At 73.5% G+C, this 17,280-nt stretch carries 14 protein-coding genes; 5 read left to right on the forward strand and 9 right to left on the reverse strand.

The genetic code is table 11. The features are described 5' to 3' along the window. Positions 1–42: 42 nt before the first annotated feature. From ACIO5E_RS08245 to ACIO5E_RS08265, 5 genes are all read right to left on the reverse strand, one after another. Positions 43–1,398, reverse strand: a complete 1,356-nt coding sequence (locus ACIO5E_RS08245) for a peptidoglycan-binding protein (RefSeq protein WP_400664935.1) — start codon at positions 1,396–1,398, stop codon at positions 43–45. 216 nt (positions 1,399–1,614) lie between these two features. Further along, a complete protein-coding gene (locus ACIO5E_RS08250; RefSeq protein WP_400664937.1) occupies positions 1,615–2,538 on the reverse strand; it encodes a pyridoxamine 5'-phosphate oxidase family protein in 924 nt (307 codons plus the stop codon). A gap of 19 nt (positions 2,539–2,557) precedes the next feature. After that, complete coding sequence (locus tag ACIO5E_RS08255) at positions 2,558–3,028, reverse strand: VOC family protein (RefSeq protein ID WP_400664939.1); 471 nt, start codon at positions 3,026–3,028, stop codon at positions 2,558–2,560. A gap of 176 nt (positions 3,029–3,204) precedes the next feature. Next, positions 3,205–4,218: a hypothetical protein gene (locus ACIO5E_RS08260; protein WP_400664940.1), complete on the reverse strand. Its 1,014-nt coding sequence runs from the start codon at positions 4,216–4,218 to the stop codon at positions 3,205–3,207. Between the two features lie 287 nt (positions 4,219–4,505). Beyond that, the gene (locus ACIO5E_RS08265; RefSeq protein ID WP_400664942.1) at positions 4,506–6,650 is read right to left on the reverse strand and encodes a protease pro-enzyme activation domain-containing protein; all 2,145 of its coding nucleotides are present in this window, start codon (positions 6,648–6,650) and stop codon (positions 4,506–4,508) included. Between the two features lie 255 nt (positions 6,651–6,905). On the opposite strand from ACIO5E_RS08265, the gene ACIO5E_RS08270 reads away from it, so the two are divergent. Continuing rightward, positions 6,906–7,472, forward strand: a complete 567-nt coding sequence (locus ACIO5E_RS08270; RefSeq protein WP_400664943.1) for a CGNR zinc finger domain-containing protein — start codon at positions 6,906–6,908, stop codon at positions 7,470–7,472. Positions 7,473–7,530: 58 nt separating this feature from the next. Here ACIO5E_RS08270 and ACIO5E_RS08275 read toward each other — a convergent pair whose 3' ends face one another. The 3 genes from ACIO5E_RS08275 to ACIO5E_RS08285 all read right to left on the reverse strand — a co-directional run bounded on the left by ACIO5E_RS08275 (position 7,531) and on the right by ACIO5E_RS08285 (position 12,400). Continuing rightward, complete coding sequence (locus ACIO5E_RS08275) at positions 7,531–9,021, reverse strand: FAD-dependent monooxygenase (RefSeq protein ID WP_400664945.1); 1,491 nt, start codon at positions 9,019–9,021, stop codon at positions 7,531–7,533. Between the two features lie 213 nt (positions 9,022–9,234). Continuing rightward, positions 9,235–10,935, reverse strand: a complete 1,701-nt coding sequence (paaN, locus tag ACIO5E_RS08280; RefSeq protein ID WP_400664946.1) for a phenylacetic acid degradation protein PaaN — start codon at positions 10,933–10,935, stop codon at positions 9,235–9,237. A gap of 196 nt (positions 10,936–11,131) precedes the next feature. Further along, a complete protein-coding gene (locus tag ACIO5E_RS08285; protein WP_400664947.1) occupies positions 11,132–12,400 on the reverse strand; it encodes a hypothetical protein in 1,269 nt (422 codons plus the stop codon). A gap of 159 nt (positions 12,401–12,559) precedes the next feature. Between ACIO5E_RS08285 and ACIO5E_RS08290 the strand changes: the two genes are divergently transcribed. Then, complete coding sequence (locus ACIO5E_RS08290) at positions 12,560–13,144, forward strand: TetR/AcrR family transcriptional regulator (RefSeq protein ID WP_280673937.1); 585 nt, start codon at positions 12,560–12,562, stop codon at positions 13,142–13,144. 49 nt (positions 13,145–13,193) lie between these two features. On the opposite strand, the gene ACIO5E_RS08295 is transcribed toward ACIO5E_RS08290, so the two are convergent. Continuing rightward, complete coding sequence (locus ACIO5E_RS08295) at positions 13,194–13,640, reverse strand: Lrp/AsnC family transcriptional regulator (RefSeq protein WP_400664949.1); 447 nt, start codon at positions 13,638–13,640, stop codon at positions 13,194–13,196. 164 nt (positions 13,641–13,804) lie between these two features. Here ACIO5E_RS08295 and pdhA point away from each other — a divergent pair, with 164 nt between their 5' ends. Genes pdhA through ACIO5E_RS08310 form a run of 3 tightly spaced genes read left to right on the forward strand, consistent with a single transcriptional unit; the run spans position 13,805 to position 17,279 of the window. Continuing rightward, positions 13,805–14,944 carry a pyruvate dehydrogenase (acetyl-transferring) E1 component subunit alpha gene (gene pdhA / locus ACIO5E_RS08300; RefSeq protein ID WP_400664951.1) on the forward strand — a complete coding sequence of 380 codons (1,140 nt, stop codon included), beginning with the start codon at positions 13,805–13,807 and terminating at the stop codon, positions 14,942–14,944. A gap of 29 nt (positions 14,945–14,973) precedes the next feature. Next, positions 14,974–15,942 (forward strand): alpha-ketoacid dehydrogenase subunit beta, encoded by a 969-nt coding sequence (locus ACIO5E_RS08305; protein ID WP_400665360.1) that lies wholly within the window; start codon positions 14,974–14,976, stop codon positions 15,940–15,942. Next, positions 15,942–17,279, forward strand: coding sequence for a dihydrolipoamide acetyltransferase family protein (locus ACIO5E_RS08310; protein ID WP_400665362.1), 1,338 nt, complete (start codon positions 15,942–15,944; stop codon positions 17,277–17,279). The genes ACIO5E_RS08305 and ACIO5E_RS08310 overlap by 1 nt, the downstream gene beginning before the upstream one ends. The last annotated feature ends 1 nt before the right edge of the window (position 17,280 follow it).

Here is a 17,280-nt window from a genome sequence, read left to right on the forward strand (position 1 = left end):
GAGGCGTGGCGCCCGCCGGGGCGGGCACCACGCCACGGCGCGTCAGGAGAAGAGCCGGCGCCAGGTGTCCGGGCCGGGGTAGCCGTCGGCCTCGGCGCCGCGCCAGCCCTGGGCCTGCTGGAACGCCTGTACGGCCCGGCGGTCGCTCTCGCTCCAGCGCGGTCCGGGGCCGACGCCGTAGGAGCCGCCGAAGCCCTTGCGGACCAGTTGCTCGCCGAGCCGGCGGACCCAGTCGTTGTTCTGACCCGGGCCGAAGTACTGCCGGCCGGGGAAGGCGGCCGCCCCGGTGCCGGGCCGGACCGGCGGCGGCAGCGGGGCGTCGGCGTCGACGGCGCGGCCCTTGTCGTTGACCAGGTAGTCCCAGGTGTCCTTGCCGGGGATGCCGTCGGCCTCGGCCCCGCGCCAGCCCTGGGCCTGCTGGAACGCCTGGGTGGCCTTGCGGTCGGCCTCGCCCCAGCGCGGACCGGGGCCCTCGGTGTAGAACCGGGCGCCGCCGCGCTGGACCAGCAGCTGGCCGAGCTCGGTGACGTACGCGTTGTTCGCGCCGGGGCCGAACTTGTCCGCGCCCGGGAAGGCCGTGACGGAGGTGCCGTCGTTGCTGCCGTCGGACAGGCCGGTGTAGCGGTACGGGACGTAGGAGCCGGAGTTGTTCCAGTAGGCGTACGGGGTGTCGCGCTTCTTGGTGCCGGGGGAGGTCTGCTCGTAGGCGAGGTAGCGGGTGCGGGAGGAGTCCGTCCAGCCGCCGAAGATCGCCACGTGCGAGCCGGCCTGCGGGTCGGCCGGGTTGTTGTAGACCAGCACGTCGCCGGGCTGGAGGTCGGCCTTGCCGATCCGCTCGGCGAAGTTCGGCAGGGTCCAGGTGGTCTGGCTGCTGCCGAGGCCCCAGGCCATCGAGACGAAGCCGGAGCAGTCCTGCCGGTAGCCGTCCGACCAGTAGCGGCCCATGCTGTACGGCACCTGCTGGTCGACCCAGCCCTGGGCGCGCTGGATGATCTGCGCCCGGGTGAGAGGCTGGGCGGCGGAGCGCGGGGCGGCGAAGGCGCGGGTGCCGGAGGGGCGGGTACCGGAGGCTTCGCCGTAGAGGCCGCTCACCTCGCCCTGCGGGGTCTGCGGGGGCCGGGCGGCGGAGCTGCCGCCGCCCGGAGTGGGGCCGGGGGTGGGGGCTGCGGCGGCCTGCCCGGCGGCGGCCGTGCCACCGCCTATCGCGGTGCCGACCGCGGCCATCAGCACCGCGGCCCGGCGGCGGATGCTGCGGGCTGCGGCGTGCCCGCCCTCGTGCACCGGTGCGGCGTGCAGCCGGGCGCGGCGGCGGGTGCTGCAGCCCCCGCATATGCAGTCCTCCTCCGGTTCGACCTCGTCGAACTCCAGCAGCGGGGACAGGTGGTCGGTACGGGTCATGCTCCGCCTCTTTCCTGCGGTCTTCCTGGTCGACGCCTGACGGCGTGACAGGACTGGCCTTCCCGGGCCGGCTCCGCGTGTTATCGGGACCAAAGTCCCAAAGCGGGCGGAACGTGGCGCGGCGGATTACGCCGGGCGGGTGACGGCCGTTCGGCGGCCCGGGCGTGGCGCAGGTGGGGCGGAGGAGGTAGGGCCGGTGCGGACCCTGGTGGGTGGTCAGGCGCCGCGGGTGGGTGGGTTGGCCGGGGAGTATTCGGGATCGGTCCAGGTCAGCGGGGTGGCGTCGGCCAGTTCGAGGACGCCGGTGACGGTCAGTTCGACCGTCCGCTCGGCGCCCGGGGCGGCCTGCCGGGCCTCGGCGGACCAGTCCGTCCGGGCCTCGCCGGTGACCAGTAGCGCCCCGCCGGTCTCCCAGTCGGGCAGCAGCAGCCCGGCTCGCGGGTCCAGCTCCAGGTTGCCGAGGGTCAGGAACATGCTGTTGCCCGGGTACTCGGGCCAGCGCAGCCGGTCCGGCGCCACCGCCTGCAGGAAGCCCGGGAAGCCGCCCCGGTGGGAGGCGTCCACGCTGCCGTCCGGGCCGGTGGTGGCGATGAAGAAGGTGTCCACGGTGGCCGCGGTCAGCCGCTGCAGGGTGGACAGCGCCGGCCCGGCGGTGACCGCGCGCGGCGCCCCGGCGGCCGGGCGGTCCTGCGGGCTGCGGCGCTGGATGTACTTCGGGCAGTTCGAGATCACCTGCTCGGCGGCGACGGTCAGGCCGCCCCGGCCGTCCGGGGTGGAGCGGCCGTTGAGCCGCATCCGGCGGCGGCCGGCCGGGTCCAGCGCGATGGTGCCGACCCGGGCCGGGCGGGCCAGCGCCTCGGCCAGCGGGTCGGCCCCGGCCGGGTGGGCGGCGACCGTCATGGTCCGCTCGTCCGGGGCCCGCAGGAAGCCGGCCGGGCCGGTCAGCTGGGTGGCCCAGACCCGGCCGTCCCGGTCGGCGGCGCCGACGACCAGCATCCGCCGTTCGGTGAGGAAGCGGGCGGCCACCGGTGGGACGGTGTCGCGGATCGACCGGCCGACGTGGTCGGCGCGCTCGCTCACCCCGGCCCGGGCCTGCGCGGCCCGCTCGCCGGGGTGGTAGGGCGGGCTGGTGGTGGGCATGGCCGGCTCCCCGGAAGTCCTAGAAGAAACCGCAGGTCGGGGCGTCGGCGGTGGGCGCGGCGGCGGTGGTCTCGGCCACGCCGGTGCGGGTGTAGATCTCCAGCCGGATGCCGTCCGGGTCGGTGAAGAAGATGCCGCCGGAGGCCGAGCCCTCGCTGTGCGGGACGACGCCGTCGTAGGCGAAGCCGGTGCCCAGCTCGCGCAGCAGCGACTCGGCGGCGCGGACCTCGTCGAGGCTCTCGACCTCGAAGGAGAGGTGGTGCAGGCCGGGGGCGGTGGTGGCGAAGGCGCCCTCGCTCTGCTGCCAGAGCGTCACCACCAGGCGGCCGTCCCGGCCGAGCAGGGCGAAACGGCGCTGCGGGTCGGTGCCCTGGTGGGTGACCTCCAGGCCGAACAGGGCGCGGTAGAAGTCGACCGAGCGGTCCAGGTCGGTGACGTTCAGTCCCACGTGGCCGGTCTGCAGGGTGTGGAGCAGGGTGGTGCCGGACATGCCTGATCACTCCCGGGGTTGGGGCGGCCGACCAGGCCGCTGCCTAACCGGTACTCATAAAAGTACGAGTTAGGTGATGGGGCGTCAACCGGTTTGGAGGCATGAAGGGGTTAGATCCGGGTGCGGGCAGGCGGAAGACCCGCCGGGCCCGGAGCCCGACGGTTCGACGGGGACGGTTACTGCCACTCCCAGCGGATGCCGATGTGGCCGGGCTGCTGGTCCGGCGCCAGCACGTGGGCGCTCGCGGAGGCGCCGATCCAGAGCTGTTCGCGGCGGTGGTCGACGTCCGCGCCCGGCTCGCGGTCGTAGCGCTCGCAGTGCGCCGGGACGGCCGCCGGGTCGAAGTGCACCTGGAGCACGTACTCGCGCACCGGGGAGGCGAAGCGACGGCTGTACTCCAGCGTCGGGCCGCCCGGCGGGATCTCCACCTCGTACTCGAAGACCGTGCTGTCGCCGAGTGCCAGCGGGCGGTCCAGCATCAGCTCGCCGACGGTCAGGCCGACCTCCGGGCGACGCCGGACCCGGCCCAGCCGGCCGTGCCGCACCGAGGTGATCTCCGGGCAGCCGGTGGCCTCCTCGTCGGCCTTGTGCACGACCAGGCAGCGGCCGACGCCGCCGACGGTGGCGCGCACCACCTGGCGCATCCGCAGCAGGTTGCCGCGCCGCTCGGCGTCCACGTAGTACGAGTCGTGGATGCTCAGCCGCTCCAGCTCGCCCGGCGGCGGGGCGTCCAGCTCGGCGAAGATGTCCGCGATCTGCTGCTCGCCGGGCCAGACGTCCTCCAGCCCGAGGTGGCAGGTGTTCGCGGCGGCGGCCCAGCGGCCGCGCGGGCGCGGGGGGCCGAGCAGCGAGGTGAGCGCGCTGTGCGGCAGCCCGAGCAGCTCCTCCAGCAGGTGGACGGCGCGCAGCGAGCTGGCCCGCTCGGGCTGGCTGCGCCCGCGTCTCCAGTAACTCAGCGTCGTGACACTGACTCTGACGCCACGTTGGGTGAGCGCGGCCCTGATCCGGTCCAGGCTGAGGCCGCTGGCCTCGATGGCCACGTGCAGGGTCTCCGCGAAGCCGCCCGTGGCGGCGGGCCGCCCGGCGGGCGGGGGCGCCGGCACCGGTGCGGGTACGGACGGGCCGGGGTGCTCCGGGCGCAGCCCGACCAACCGGAGCCGCGCGGAGTCCTGAGGCTGCTGTGCGGCCATGCGGTAACCCTCCCCACCACGTGAGTCCGGTGGGAGCGGGGCGGTGTCGAGGCTCGCCACCGACGGCTTCACCGAGCTTTGGGGAACCCTATGCACGGTCGAGAGGCTACGTCATCAGTCGTGCGTATGACAGTGGTCACGGCAGGTGAACCGCAGGGTTATTGATCTTGAAACAGTGTGGAAACACGCGCTCCCGCCGCCGGGGCGGCGGGACGGACGCGACGCCGCCGGGGCGGGCCGTGTCGGCGCCGCCCCGGCGGGGGTCAGGTGGTGCTACCGGCTCGTGGTCAGTTGACGTTCAGCGCGACGTCGTCGATCACGAAGCTGGTCTGGTTGGAGCCGTCCTCGGTGCCGGTGAACTTGATGGTCACCGTCTGGCCGGCGAAGGAGGAGAGGTCCAGGGTGCGCTGCACGTAGCCGGCCGCGGCGTTCACGTTGGAGTACGTCGCCAGCGTGGTGCTGTTGGCCTGGACGGTCAGCTTGTCGTACGCGGTGGAGCCGGTCTCCGCGGTGTCGATGTGCAGCCAGAAGGTCAGGCTGGCGGACTTGCAGCCGGTCGGGATCGAGACGGTCTGCGACATGGTGTCGGTGTGGGCGCTGCCGTAGCCGTCCATCCAGGCCTTCCAGCTGCCCGAGTGGGCCGGCTGCGAGGAGCTGTTGTCGACGACGCCGCTGGAGGCCGTCCACGGGGCCGCGCTGCCGGTCTCGAAGCCGCCGTTGCCGACCAGCTGGGCCGCGGTGCAGCCGCCGGGCGGCGGGGTGGTGCCGCCGCCGAGCAGGGCGGTGGTCAGGCCGTCGGCGATCGGGGAGCCCCAGCCGGTGACCTGGTCGTAGCCCGCCTTGGCCGGGAAGTCCTGGTTGGACCCGCTGGTCACGTCGTGGAAGGCGCCGGCGGCGCCGCTGCCGTTCGCGACCGAGTACAGCCGGGGGCTCGCCTCGCCCAGGACCGGCTGTGAGGCCGCCTTGGCCTTCTGGTTGAACTGGGCCGCGTAGCCGGACCACAGCGGCGCGGCCGCGCTGGTGCCGCCGTAGACGTTCCAGGAGCCGCCCGTGTAGATCGCGAAGCCGCTCGCCGGGTCGGCGTTGGAGGAGACGTCGGGGACGGTGCGCATGGTGCCGCTGACCCCGGTGCCGGTCTGCCAGCTCGGCTTGCTGAACACGGTGGAGACGCCGCCGCCGGCGGTGCTCCAGGCGCTCTCCGAGGAGTAGGTGGTGCCGGACACCTTGAGGTTGGTGCCGCCGACACCGGTCTGGTGCGGGCTGGACGCCGGGAAGTCGACCGCCTTGACCGACGAGCCGCTGGTGGAGCGGGTGCAGTCGCGCGAGCCGTCGTCACCGGAGGCCGAGAAGATCGAGATGCCCTGGGCGGCGGCCTGCTTGAAGGCGTTGTCGACCGCCGTCATCGAGGCGGCGGTGGTGTCCGGCTCGCAGGAGCCCCACGAGATCGAGACGACCGAGACCTTGTTGTCGGCCACGATCTTGTTGGCCATGTCGATCTCGCCCTGGTCGCTGTTGGGCGCCTCGTAGACCAGCTGGGTGGCCTTCGGCGCCGCGCCGCGGACGATCTCGCTGTCCAGCTCGACCTCGCCCTGGCCCTGGCCGGGAGCGGAGTCGTAGTTGGCGCCGTCCACCGAGACCGTGGAGACCGCCGGGCCGCTCAGGCCGTACTGCGAGTCGTAGGTGGTCAGGTTGGAGGACTGGTAGCCGTCGAACTCCCAGAGGGCGACCGTCACGCCGGTGCCGTCGGCGCCGGTCTTGTTCAGGTTGTAGGCGCCGTCGTACTGCGACGGGCCGAAGCCGCTCGGGGTGGCGGAGGCCGCGTTCGGGGTGATCGAGTTCGGCTTGGCCAGGCGGTTCTTGCGCACCGCGTGGTTGTCCAGGCCGCTCACGCCCTGGACGATGCCGGCCAGGTCGGACGGGATCGAGGCGGCGTCGTCGTTGGCGAAGAAGGCCCGCTGCAGCTGCGGGTCGACGTAGGCGCTCTCGTGGGTGCCGAAGGCCTGCGAGACCTGCGCGGTGGTGCCGTGGGCGCTCACCACCTGGCGGTTGGCGCTCACCTCGGTGACGGTCAGGCCCTGGGCGGCCAGGTAGGCCTTGACCTGGTCGACGGAGGCCTGGGACGGCCCGAACTGGGCGGTGAACTGCTCCGGCGTCAGGTACTTGCCGAACTCCGGCGCGCCGGGCGTGGTGACCGCGGTGAGGAAGCGGTCCAGGGCGTCGGTGTTGCGCAGCTTCAGGCTGACGGCCACCGAGATCTGCTGCTCGGCCGGGACGTCACCCTTCTTCTCCGAGTGGGCCACCGCCGGGTTGACGGTGTTCGGGAGCGCGACGCGGGGCGCGGGGGCGGCCTGTGCGGTGGAGACGCCGAGCGAGACGGCGGTCAGGGGCAGTACGGCTATCGCCGCGGCGAGGGCAAGAGAGCGGGGGCGCAACGGATCCTCCTCTTGGCCGGCTGTGGGGGCCGGCAAGGGGCCAGGCGTTCCGGGTCGAGAACGCTGGCTAGAACATGACAGAACCAGTGACGGAAGTGGCTCATGATCAAGCAATCGATTGCTAAAAAACAGTCAACTGTGGACGCCTGGAAATGCGGCCGTTCCATACAGTGAATGGCCGGAATTCCGGAACCGGTCCATACCAATTGGGGTCGGAGGGGCGGACGTAGAATCGGCTGGAGCCGAGGGAGAACGATGACTGACGTGATGGCGGACCCGAGGGACCCCCGACCGCTGATCGGTGAGCCGCTGGCGCTCGACCTGCTGAACACGCGGTGGTCCGGCACGCCCGTCAACGACCTGCTGGCCGAACCGGACGGGTACGGGATCTGGCTCTCCTCGGCCGGCCTCGCCGACCGCTGCCGGGTGGCCGATGCCGGGCTCGCGGCCCTGCGGGAGGCCCGTGCGGCGCTCGCCGGCGCGGTCCAGGACCTCGACGCCACGGGCGAGTTGGGGCCGGAGGCGGTGGCCGGGCTGAACGGCGTGCTGCGGCACGGGCGGCTACGGCGGGAACTCGACGGGCAGGGGCCGACCGAGCACGTCGAGGTGGACCGGGCGGAGTGGCTCGCGGCCTGGCTGGCGGTGGACGACTTCCTCGACCTGCTCGACCAGGGGGCACACCGGATCAAGCAGTGCGCGCACGAGGCGTGCATTCTGCATTTCTTCGACACGTCGCAGAACGGGCGGCGCCGGTGGTGCCGGATGGCGGTGTGCGGGAATCGGGCGAAGGCGGCGCGGCACTATGTGAAGGGCCGGGCCTGACCGGCGGCCCGACGGAGGGTCGGCGGGTGCGGGGATCGCCGCACCCGCCGACGCCGGGTCAGGCCGGGTCGCCGAGCCAGCTGGTGAGGGCGGCGCGCAGCTCGCCCTGGCCGGGGTCGACAGCGGCCCAGGCGGCGTAGCCGTCCGGGCGGATCAGCAGGACGGTGTCGCGCAGCTTGCCGTGCGGGTCGGCCGGGGCGGCGGTGACCATGCGGTCCGCCCAGGGCTCGGCGGCGGCCAGTTCGTCGTTGCTGACGAGCACGAACCGCCCGGCGCGCAGCGCCTCGTAGAGCCGCTCGGGGGCGGCCGGGGCGCCCTCGACGGGCTTGCGCAGGGCCGTCAGCCGCAGGTCCGGGACGCGCTTGCCGACCTGCGGGTGGGCGTCCTTCGGGGCCGGGTAGGCGATGCCGATCCCGGAGATCATCCGGGCGCCGCGTTCGGTGACCAGGTCGAGGTGGCCGCCGATCGTGGTGAGCGCCCCGCGCAGGGCGCGGGTGGGCGCGGACTCGGCGAGCGCGAGCCGGATCAGCGCGCCGGAGGTCCGCAGCACCGTCCGGCCGACCGGGTGCCGCTCGCTCTGGTAGGTGTCGAGCAGGGCGTCGGTGGCGTGGCCCTGGAGGGCGGCGACGAGCTTCCAGGACAGGTTGGCGGCGTCCTGGAGGCCGGTGTTCATGCCCTGGCCGCCGGCCGGCGAGTGGCAGTGGGCGGCGTCGCCGGCCAGGAAGACCCGGCCGGAGCGGTAGTTGGGGGCCTGACGTTCGTCGCTGTGGAAGGTGGAGCTCCAGCGGACGTCGTGCAGGCCGTGGTCCTCGCCGAGGGCGGCCCGGGCGATGGCGGCGAGGCGCTCCGGCGAGGGGCTGGAGCCGTCCGGCTGCCGCTCGGCGCGGTCCCAGGCGATGAGGCGGTACCAGCCGTCGCCGAAGGGGGCGAGGAAGGCGAAGCCGGCCTCGTTGGCGCCGACGGTGACGGCGTCGGCGGGCTCGCGCTCCAGCCGGACGTCGGCGAGCATCACGGAGTCGACCACGGACTCGCCGGGGAAGGGGATGCCGAGCAGGTCCCGCACGGTGGAGTGGACGCCGTCGGTGCCGACCGCGTACCGGGCGTGGTGGCTGCCCCCGTCGCGGGTCTCCAGCGTGACTCCCTCGGCGTCCTGGCGCAGGGCGGTGACCTCGGCGCCGCGCAGGATGGTCGCGCCGGCCTGCTCGGCGCGTTCCTGGAGCAGCCGTTCGACGTGGTACTGCGGGGTGATCAGGACGAACGGGAAGCGGGTGGGCAGCGAGCCGAGGTCCACGCCGAAGCGGTTGAACATCTTCAGGCTGGTGAGCGGGCGGCCGGTGGCGATCAGGTCGTCGGCGAGGCCGCGGGCGTCCAGGAGCTCCAGGCTGCGGGCGTGCACGGCGAACGCCCGGGTGAGGTTGGACTCGGCGGCGCGCTTCTCCAGGACGGTGACGCCGACCCCGGCCGCGGCGAGATCGCCGGCCAGTAGCAGTCCGGTCGGTCCGGCACCGACGATCAGGACGTCGGTGGCGGTCGTCGGCTTCGCGGTCATGTGTCAGCTCCCGGTGTTCGGAGGGCGGTTGGACGCCGGTTCCCGGCGTTCTCCCAGACTCCATCATCGCGGGCGTGCCGGAAGCTGTGAACCGCCGGGCCCCGGGGTGGGCGATCACCGGGCTCGGGGGCCGTGAACCGCCGGGCCCCGGCGACGGGTGATCGCCGGGGCTTCGGGGGACGAGCGGAGGGTCAGGGGCGGACGGGCGGGGGCTCAGCCGTGGCGGCGGACCTCCACGGTGCGGAACCGGTTGGCGACGAACGCGCCGTCGCAGTAGGCCGAGTTGGCGGCCGGGTTGGCGCCGGTGCCGTGCAGGTCGGAGAAGGCGGCGGTCTGGTTGGGGTAGACGCCGCCGGTCAGGTTGAGCGACAGCGAGACGCCGGCGTCCAGCGCGGCCTCGACCAGCAGGGCCTCCACCTCGGGCGAGGTGGTGTAGCCGGAGGCCGTCATGGCGCCCTTGTCGCGGACCGTGGTGCGCAGCAATTCGACGGCGGCGGGGGTGGATTCGACGGCGACGGCGAAGGATACCGGGCCGAAGCACTCGGTGCGGAAGACCGCGCGGTCGTCCGGCTTGTCGGCGTCCAGCTTGACCAGCGCGGGGGTGCGGACGGTCGCGCCGGGGAAGTCCGGGGAGGTCACCGCGCGCGGGGCGAGGGCGAGTTCGCCGTACTCGCCGCCGGCCGCGGCGGCCGAGCGCTGCAGCACGCCCGGGTTGACCACGGCGCCGAGGATGCCCGCGGCGCGGGCGTCGTCGGAGAGCAGGCCGTCGATGGCGGCGGCGAGGTCGGCGACCACCTCGTCGTAGGACTTGTCGCCCTGGTCGGTGGCGATGCCGCCGCGCGGGATCAGCAGGTTCTGCGGGGTGGTGCACATCTGGCCGCTGTAGAGCGAGAGGGCGAAGGCCAGGTTGCCGAGCATGCCCTTGTAGTCGTCGGTGGAGTCGATGACCACCGCGTTGACGCCGGCCTTCTCGGTGTAGACCTGGGCCTGCCGCGCGTGCTCCTCCAGCCAGTCGCCGAAGGCGGTGGAGCCGGTGTAGTCGATCAGCCGGATCTCGGGGCGGACGGCGAGGGTCTGGGCGACGGTGCCGCCCTCGTGCTCGACGGCCAGGCAGACCACGTTGGGGTCGTAGCCGGCCTCGGCGAGCACCTCGCGGGCGATCCGGACGGTCAGCGCGAGTGGCAGGACGGCGCGCGGGTGCGGCTTGACCAGCACCGGGTTGCCGGTGGCCAGCGAGGCGAACAGGCCGGGGTAGCCGTTCCAGGTGGGGAAGGTGTTGCAGCCGACCAGCAGCGCCAGGCCGCGCGGGACGACGGTGAACTCCTTGGTCATCACCAGCGGATCGCGCTTGCCCTGGGGCTTGGTCCAGCCGGCCCGGCGGGGCAGCCGGGTCTGCTCGGCGTAGGCGTAGGCGACGGCCTCCAGCCCGCGGTCCTGGGCGTGCGGGCCGCCGGCCTGGAAGGCCATGCCGTAGGCCTGGCCGGTGGTGTGCATGACGGCCTGGGCGAACTCGTGGGAATTGGCGTTGATCCGGTGCAGGATCTCCAGGCAGACGGCGGCGCGCTCCAGCGGGGTGGCGGCGGCCCAGCCGGGCCGGGCGGCGCCGAGCGCGGCGATCAGCGCGTCCGACTCGGCGTGCGGGTAGCCGATGCCCAGCTCGATGCCGTACGGGGAGGCCTCGCCGCCGACCAGGTCGCCGTCGGCGGGGTGGCCGTCGAGGGTGAACGGCTTGCCGAGCAGGGCGTCGAAGGCGGCCTTGCCGTCCGTGGGGCCGCTCTCGCCGTACGCCTTCGGGAACTCGGGGTAGGGCGACCAGTAGTCGCGCTTGGCGGCGGCGTCGAGGGCGGCGTCCAGGGTGGCCTGGTGGCGCTCGACCAGCTCGCTGACGAGGGGGTGGGTGACCGCTGCGGACATCTGTGCGCTCCTCAGGAGGGAGGACGGGACACGTCACAGAGTAACCGAACGATCGGTCGGCTCACGAGGGTGCGGGGGGACGGAATCCGGGAGAACGCGCGGGACGGAGCCGGGAGAACGCGCGGGACGGAGCCGGGAGAACGCGCGGGGGCGCGTCCGTGGCGGACGCGCCCCCCGGGGCCGGTTCGGGCAGGGTCTACGGCACGCCCAGCTCGAAGATGACGTACCCGGCGTACCAGCCGGAGGCGACCGCGCCCGAGCCCAGTACCGCGGCCAGCACCGGCCAGCTGAGCTTGCGCATCGCCACCGCGAGCGCGATGAGCAGCGGGAACGCCGGCAGCAGGTAGCGCGAGACGTTGCCGAAGATGCCCAGGCTCCCGAGCACCGAGACGATCGTGGCCAGCGTGTAGGCGGTCAGCACCAGCGGCGGGCGCAGCCGGACCAGCAGCACGATCAGCACCGGCAGGGTGAGCACGATCAGGGTGGCGAAGAGGTCCGGCACCGGGAACGCGAACGGGTAGTCGTTGCGGCCCAGCAGCACGCCGCGGATCGCGTGCCAGGTGCCCTGGCCCCAGTCGAAGTAGTGCAGCCAGGCGTCGTGCTGGAGCCGGAAGTAGCCGCCCCACTCGCCCATCCGCCAGCCCACCCAGGCCACGTAGCCGAGCAGGCCGACCGGGGCCATCAGCATCGCCGCCAGCGGGCGGACGACGCCGCTCTCCCGCCGGTACAGCTCGACCAGCGCGGCCAGCCCGACCGCGCCGATCAGAGCCGCGGCGGTCGGCCGGTTGAGCCCGGCGACCAGGGTGATCACACCGGCCGCGACCCACTGCTTGGTCATCACGCAGTAGCAGGCCCAGGCGGCCAACGCGACGAAGGTGGAGTCCGAGTAGACCGCCCACTCGGCGCCCGAGCCCGGGGCGATCGCCCAGATCCCGGCCGCGATCACGCCCGCCCGGGGGCCGGCCATCCGGTCCACCACGGCGTAGATCCCGGCGGCGGCGAACAGCGAGGCCACCACCGACACCAGCATCCCGGCGCCGTACAGGCCGAGGCCGGTGACGTCCGAGGTCATCCGCATCAGGCCCGGGTAGAGCGGGAAGAAGGCGGCGGAGTTCTGCTCGACGGAGAAGCCGACCGGGCCGTTCGGGATCTCGATCAGCGCCGGGTGGTAGCCGAACTGGGCCACCTGCTGGTACCACCAGCCGTCCCAGCTGGCCAGCACGTCCCAGGGGTTGGCGCCGCCGCCGAAGCGGGCGGGCTTCTTGAGGTACTCGCCGGAGAAGGAGAGCAGCTTCATGAAGACGGTGAAGCCGATCAGCTTCAGCACCGCGTAGCACCACACCGCCGGCCCGAACCGGACCACCAGGGCGCGGGCGCCTTCCCGCCAGGCCCTGCCGGGCACCCCCTCCGCTTCCTCGCTGCGCTGCTCGGGCGCGTCGGAGGCGACGGCCGGTATTGCGTTCATCGGACTGGACCCCACCCTGCTGGACGTGGACGATCGTCCGCCGAGTCTAGGGCGTGTCCGAGAATTCCCGCCTGCGCGGTGACGCCGGGGCACGGGGACTGGTGTGGACCAACCGGACCCGACCGCGTAGGGCTGCGGGCGGCCGGGGATACTCGGAGGATGGCCGATCACACCACGCGTACCGCCTACACCGTGGAGTCACTGCTCGCGGTGACCGTCGACGTGTTCAACGAGCGCGGCTACGACGGCACCTCGATGGAGGACCTGTCCCGGGCCGCCGGGATCTCCAAGTCCTCCATCTACCACCACGTCCGCGGCAAGGAGGAGCTGCTGCGGCTGGCCGTCGGGCGGGCGCTGGACGGGCTGTTCGGGATCCTGGCCGAGCCGGCGGCGGTGCGGGGCCCGGCGGTGGAGCGGCTGGAGCACGTGGTGCGGCGCACCGCCGAGGTGCTGCTCGCGGAGCTGCCGTACGTGACGCTGCTGCTGCGGGTGCGCGGCAACACCGCCACCGAGCAGTGGGCGCTGGAGCGGCGCCGGGAGTTCGACCACCAGGTCGCCGAGCTGCTGCGGGCGGCCGTCGCGGACGGCGCGCTGCGGGCGGACGTCGAGCCGCGGCTGGCCACCCGGCTGCTGTTCGGGATGATCAACTCGATCGTTGAGTGGTACCGGCCGGGCCTCAAGGCCGCCGACGGCGTCGCGGACGCGGTCGTCCACCTGGCCTTCGACGGGCTGCGCGCGCGGTAGCGGGCGGTCGGGCGGTCGGTCTGGCTTTCGGTCCGGGCGGTCCGGGCGGTCAGTCCGGCGGGACCTGGTCGGTCTCCTCGAAGATCAGCATGGTCCGGGTGCCGAGCACCTGGGGGATGGACTGGATGCTGCCCAGCACCAGCTCCCGCAGAGCGTGGTTGTCGGCGGTGTGCACCAGTAGCAGCACGTCGAAGTCCCCGCCGACCAGCGCGATGTGGGCGACCCCCGGGAGCTTCAGCAACTGCTCCCGGACCGTACGCCAGGAGTTCTGGACGATTTTCAGGGTGATGTACGCGGATGCGCCCTGACCTGCCCGTTCGTGGTCGACCCGGGCGGTGAAGCCGCGAATGACGCCGTCCTCGACCATCCTGGAGATCCGGGCGTACGCGTTGGCCCGGGACACGTGCACCCGCTCGGCCACCGAGCGGATGGAGGCGCGGCCGTCCTGCTGCAGCAGCCGCAGGATCGAACGGTCGACCCGGTCGAGTCTGGACATCTGTTCAGCCGACATGACCCCCCACCCTCGCCGATTGGACGTACTGCCACCAGTCGACCGCCGCTCAGGCCGAATGTCCACCACCTTGTCACGCTTCTGGTCAAGATGAACAGACGACCGAACAATCGGTAGGGAGCCCCCGCCACCCCTGGAGGTGCCCCGAGATGACCGTTCTCGACCACAGACACCACACGGCGGTGCCCGGCTGGATGCCGGGGGCCACCGCCCCGCGCACCGACCCGGCCCCCCTGCTCCCGGACGCAGCCCCGGTCCGGGTGCTCGGCACTCCCGCGCTGGAGAAGCAGGACCCGGCGCTGCTGCGCGAGCTGTACCGCCGCCTGGTGGTCGGCCGCCGCTACAACCAGCAGGCCACCACCCTCACCAAGCAGGGCCGGCTCGCCGTCTACCCGGCGTCCACCGGCCAGGAGGCCTGCCAGGTCGCCGCCGCGCTGGCGCTCGGCGAGCGCGACTGGCTCTTCCCCAGCTACCGCGACACCCTCGCGGTGGTCTCCCGGGGCGTCGACCCGCTGGAGGCGCTGACCCTGCTGCGCGGCAACGCCCACACCGGCTACGATCCGCGCGCCACCCGCACCGCCCCGCTCTGCACCCCGCTGGCCACCCAGGCCCCGCACGCCGTCGGGCTGGCCCACGCCGCCCGGCTGGGCGGCGAGCCGGTGGTCGCGCTGGCCATGCTCGGCGACGGCGGCACCAGCGAGGGCGACTTCCACGAGGCGCTGAACTTCGCCGCGGTGCTCCAGGCCCCGGTGGTCTTCCTGGTGCAGAACAACGGCTACGCGATATCCGTCCCGCTCAGCGCGCAGTCCGCCGCGCCCACCCTGGCCCACAAGGCCGTCGGCTACGGCATGCCGGGCCGGCTGGTGGACGGCAACGACGCGCCCGCCGTGCACGGCGTCCTGGCCGAGGCGGTCGAGCGCGCCCGGACCGGCGGCGGCCCGACCCTGGTCGAGGCGCTGACCTACCGGGTCGAGGCGCACACCAACGCCGACGACGCGACCCGCTACCGCACCGAGCCCGAGGTGGCCGCCTGGCGCGAGCACGACCCGATCCTGCTGATGGAACGCTCGCTGCGCGGACTCGGCGTCCTCGACGACGCGCTGGTGCGGGAGGCGGCGGACGAGGCGGAGGCGCTGGCGGCCCGGATGCGGGCCGAGTTCCACGCCGAACCCGAGCTGGACCCGATGTCGCTGTTCACCCACGTCTTCGCCGAACCGACCCAGCAACTGCGGGAACAGGCCGCCCAGTTGTCCGCCGAACTGGCCGCCGAAGCCGAGGTGCAGCAGTGAGTACGGCAACCCCGACCCGCACCGCCACGATGGCGCAGGCCCTCAACGCCGCGCTGCGCGACGCCCTGCGGGAGGACCCGGCGGTGCACGTGCTCGGCGAGGACGTCGGCGCGCTCGGCGGTGTCTTCCGGATCACCGACGGGCTGACCGCCGAGTTCGGCCCGGACCGCTGCCTGGACACCCCGCTGGCCGAGGCCGGCATCCTCGGCACCGCGATCGGCATGGCGATGTACGGGCTGCGCCCGGTGGTCGAGATGCAGTTCGACGCCTTCGCCTACCCCGCGCTGGAACAGCTGTTCTCGCACGTCGCCAAGATGCGCAACCGCACCGCCGGGAAGCTCCCGCTGCCGATCACCGTCCGCATCCCGTACGGCGGCGGCATCGGCGGGGTCGAGCACCACAGCGACGCCTCCGAGGCGTACTACGCCGCCACCCCCGGGCTGCACGTGGTCACCCCGGCGACGGTGGCCGACGCGTACGGGCTGCTGCGCGCCTCGATCGCCTCCGACGATCCGGTGGTGTTCCTGGAGCCCAAGCGGCTCTACTGGGGCAAGGCCGGGTTCGACCCGGCGGCGCAGGTCGAGCCGATCGGCAAGGCCGTGCTGCGGCGCACCGGCACCTCCGCCGTGCTGATCACCTACGGGCCCTCGCTGCCGGTCTGCCTGGACGCGGCCGAGGCGGCCGCCGCCGAGGGCTGGGACCTCGCGGTGCTGGACCTGCGCACCCTGGTGCCGTTCGACGACGAGACGGTCTGCCGGGTGGTGCGCTCGCTCGGCCGGGCCGTGGTGGTGCACGAGGCGAGCGGCTTCGGCGGCACCGGCGCGGAGATCGCCGCACGGGTCACCGAGCGTTGCTTCCATCACCTGGCCGCGCCCGTGCTGCGGGTGACCGGCTTCGACATCCCGTACCCGCCGCCGATGCTGGAGCACCACCACCTGCCCGGGGTGGACCGGATCCTGGACGCGGTCGCCCGGCTGCAGTGGGAGGACCGAGGATGATGCCCGTCGTGCGCGAGTTCCGGCTGCCCGACCTCGGTGAGGGTCTCACCGGGGCGGAGGTGGTGCGCTGGATGGTCGAGGTCGGCGAGGTGATCGCGATCGACCAGCCGGTGGTGGAGGTGGAGACCGCCAAGGCCGTGGTGGAGGTGCCCTGCCCGTACGGCGGGGTGGTCACCGCCCGGTACGGCGAGCCGGGCGAGGAGGTCGCCGTGGGCGCGCCGCTGGTCACGGTCGCGGTGGCCCCGGCGGAGGGGCCGTTGGCGGCCGGGTCGCCGGCAGGGTCTTCGGCGGGTTCTTCGTCCGGGGCTTCGGTAGGGGCTTCGGCGTCTTCGGCGCGGGTCGAGGCGGCGGCGGAGGTGGAGCGGCCGCTGGTCGGCTACGGGGTGGCCGAGCCCGGGAAGGGCGGGCGGCGGCGCCGGGTGGGGGTGGCCGCTCCTGGGCTTGCGTCTGCTCCTGCTCCCGTGGTGCGGATCGTCCCGGTCGTGGTGCCGGTGATCTCGCCGCTGGTGCGGCGGTTGGCCCGGGAGCAGGGGGTCGACCTGGCCGCGCTCGCGGGCAGCGGTCCGGACGGGCTGATCATGCGTGCGGACGTCGAACGGGCCGTCGCGGCCCAGGTGGTGGCGCAGGCGGCCCCGGCGCCGATGGCGCGGGAGGACGTCGTCCCGCTGCGCGGCCTGCGCAAGACGGTGGCCGAGAAGCTCAGCCGCAGTCACCGGGAGATCCCCGCCGTGACCTGCTGGGTGGATGCGGACGCCACCGAACTGATGTCCCTGCGGCGGCAGTTGAACGCCGCGCCGGGCCCGAAGGTGAGCGTGCTGGCGCTGCTCGCCCGGATCTGCACGGTCGCGCTGGCGCGCTTTCCCGATCTCAACTCCAGTGTGACGGACGATGGTTCGGGCATCGTCCGGCACTCGGCGGTGCATCTGGGCTTCGCCGCGGAGGGCCGACGGGGCCTGGTCGTCCCGGTGGTACGGGACGCCCACACCCGGACCACCGGCCAACTCTGCGAGGAGCTGGGACGGTTGACCGAGAGCGCGCGCGACGGATCGCTCTCCCCGGCCGAACTGACCGGCGGCACCTTCACGTTGAACAACTACGGGGTGTTCGGGGTGGACGGCTCCACCCCGATCCTCAACCACCCCGAGGCGGCGATGCTCGGGGTCGGCCGGATCGTGGCCAAACCCTGGGTCCACGAAGGGGAGTTGGCGGTGCGCGAGGTGGTGCAGCTCTCGTTCACCTTCGACCACCGGGTCTGCGACGGCGGGACGGCGGGCGGCTTCCTGCGCTTCGTCGCGGACTGCGTCGAGCGGCCGGGGACGTTGCTGCGGCAGCTCTGAG

Origin of the sequence: Kitasatospora sp. NPDC087314 (assembly GCF_044744365.1) — a bacterium.
In the GTDB taxonomy this organism is placed as follows: Bacteria; Actinomycetota; Actinomycetes; order Streptomycetales; family Streptomycetaceae; genus Kitasatospora.

Bases quoted from the DNA above. Each gene is read 5' to 3' on its own strand.
- ACIO5E_RS08290 (WP_280673937.1), top strand. From the start codon at position 12,560: ATGGCCGATCACACCACGCGTACCGCCTACACCGTGGAGTCACTGCTC.
- ACIO5E_RS08275 (WP_400664945.1), bottom strand. From the start codon at position 9,021: ATGACCGCGAAGCCGACGACCGCCACCGACGTCCTGATCGTCGGTGCC.
- ACIO5E_RS08245 (WP_400664935.1), bottom strand. From the start codon at position 1,398: ATGACCCGTACCGACCACCTGTCCCCGCTGCTGGAGTTCGACGAGGTC.
- paaN (WP_400664946.1), bottom strand. From the start codon at position 10,935: ATGTCCGCAGCGGTCACCCACCCCCTCGTCAGCGAGCTGGTCGAGCGC.
- ACIO5E_RS08285 (WP_400664947.1), bottom strand. From the start codon at position 12,400: ATGAACGCAATACCGGCCGTCGCCTCCGACGCGCCCGAGCAGCGCAGC.
- ACIO5E_RS08305 (WP_400665360.1), top strand. From the start codon at position 14,974: ATGGCGCAGGCCCTCAACGCCGCGCTGCGCGACGCCCTGCGGGAGGAC.
- pdhA (WP_400664951.1), top strand. From the start codon at position 13,805: ATGACCGTTCTCGACCACAGACACCACACGGCGGTGCCCGGCTGGATG.
- ACIO5E_RS08295 (WP_400664949.1), bottom strand. From the start codon at position 13,640: ATGTCCAGACTCGACCGGGTCGACCGTTCGATCCTGCGGCTGCTGCAG.
- ACIO5E_RS08255 (WP_400664939.1), bottom strand. From the start codon at position 3,028: ATGTCCGGCACCACCCTGCTCCACACCCTGCAGACCGGCCACGTGGGA.
- ACIO5E_RS08250 (WP_400664937.1), bottom strand. From the start codon at position 2,538: ATGCCCACCACCAGCCCGCCCTACCACCCCGGCGAGCGGGCCGCGCAG.
- ACIO5E_RS08260 (WP_400664940.1), bottom strand. From the start codon at position 4,218: ATGGCCGCACAGCAGCCTCAGGACTCCGCGCGGCTCCGGTTGGTCGGG.
- ACIO5E_RS08310 (WP_400665362.1), top strand. From the start codon at position 15,942: ATGCCCGTCGTGCGCGAGTTCCGGCTGCCCGACCTCGGTGAGGGTCTC.
- ACIO5E_RS08270 (WP_400664943.1), top strand. From the start codon at position 6,906: ATGACTGACGTGATGGCGGACCCGAGGGACCCCCGACCGCTGATCGGT.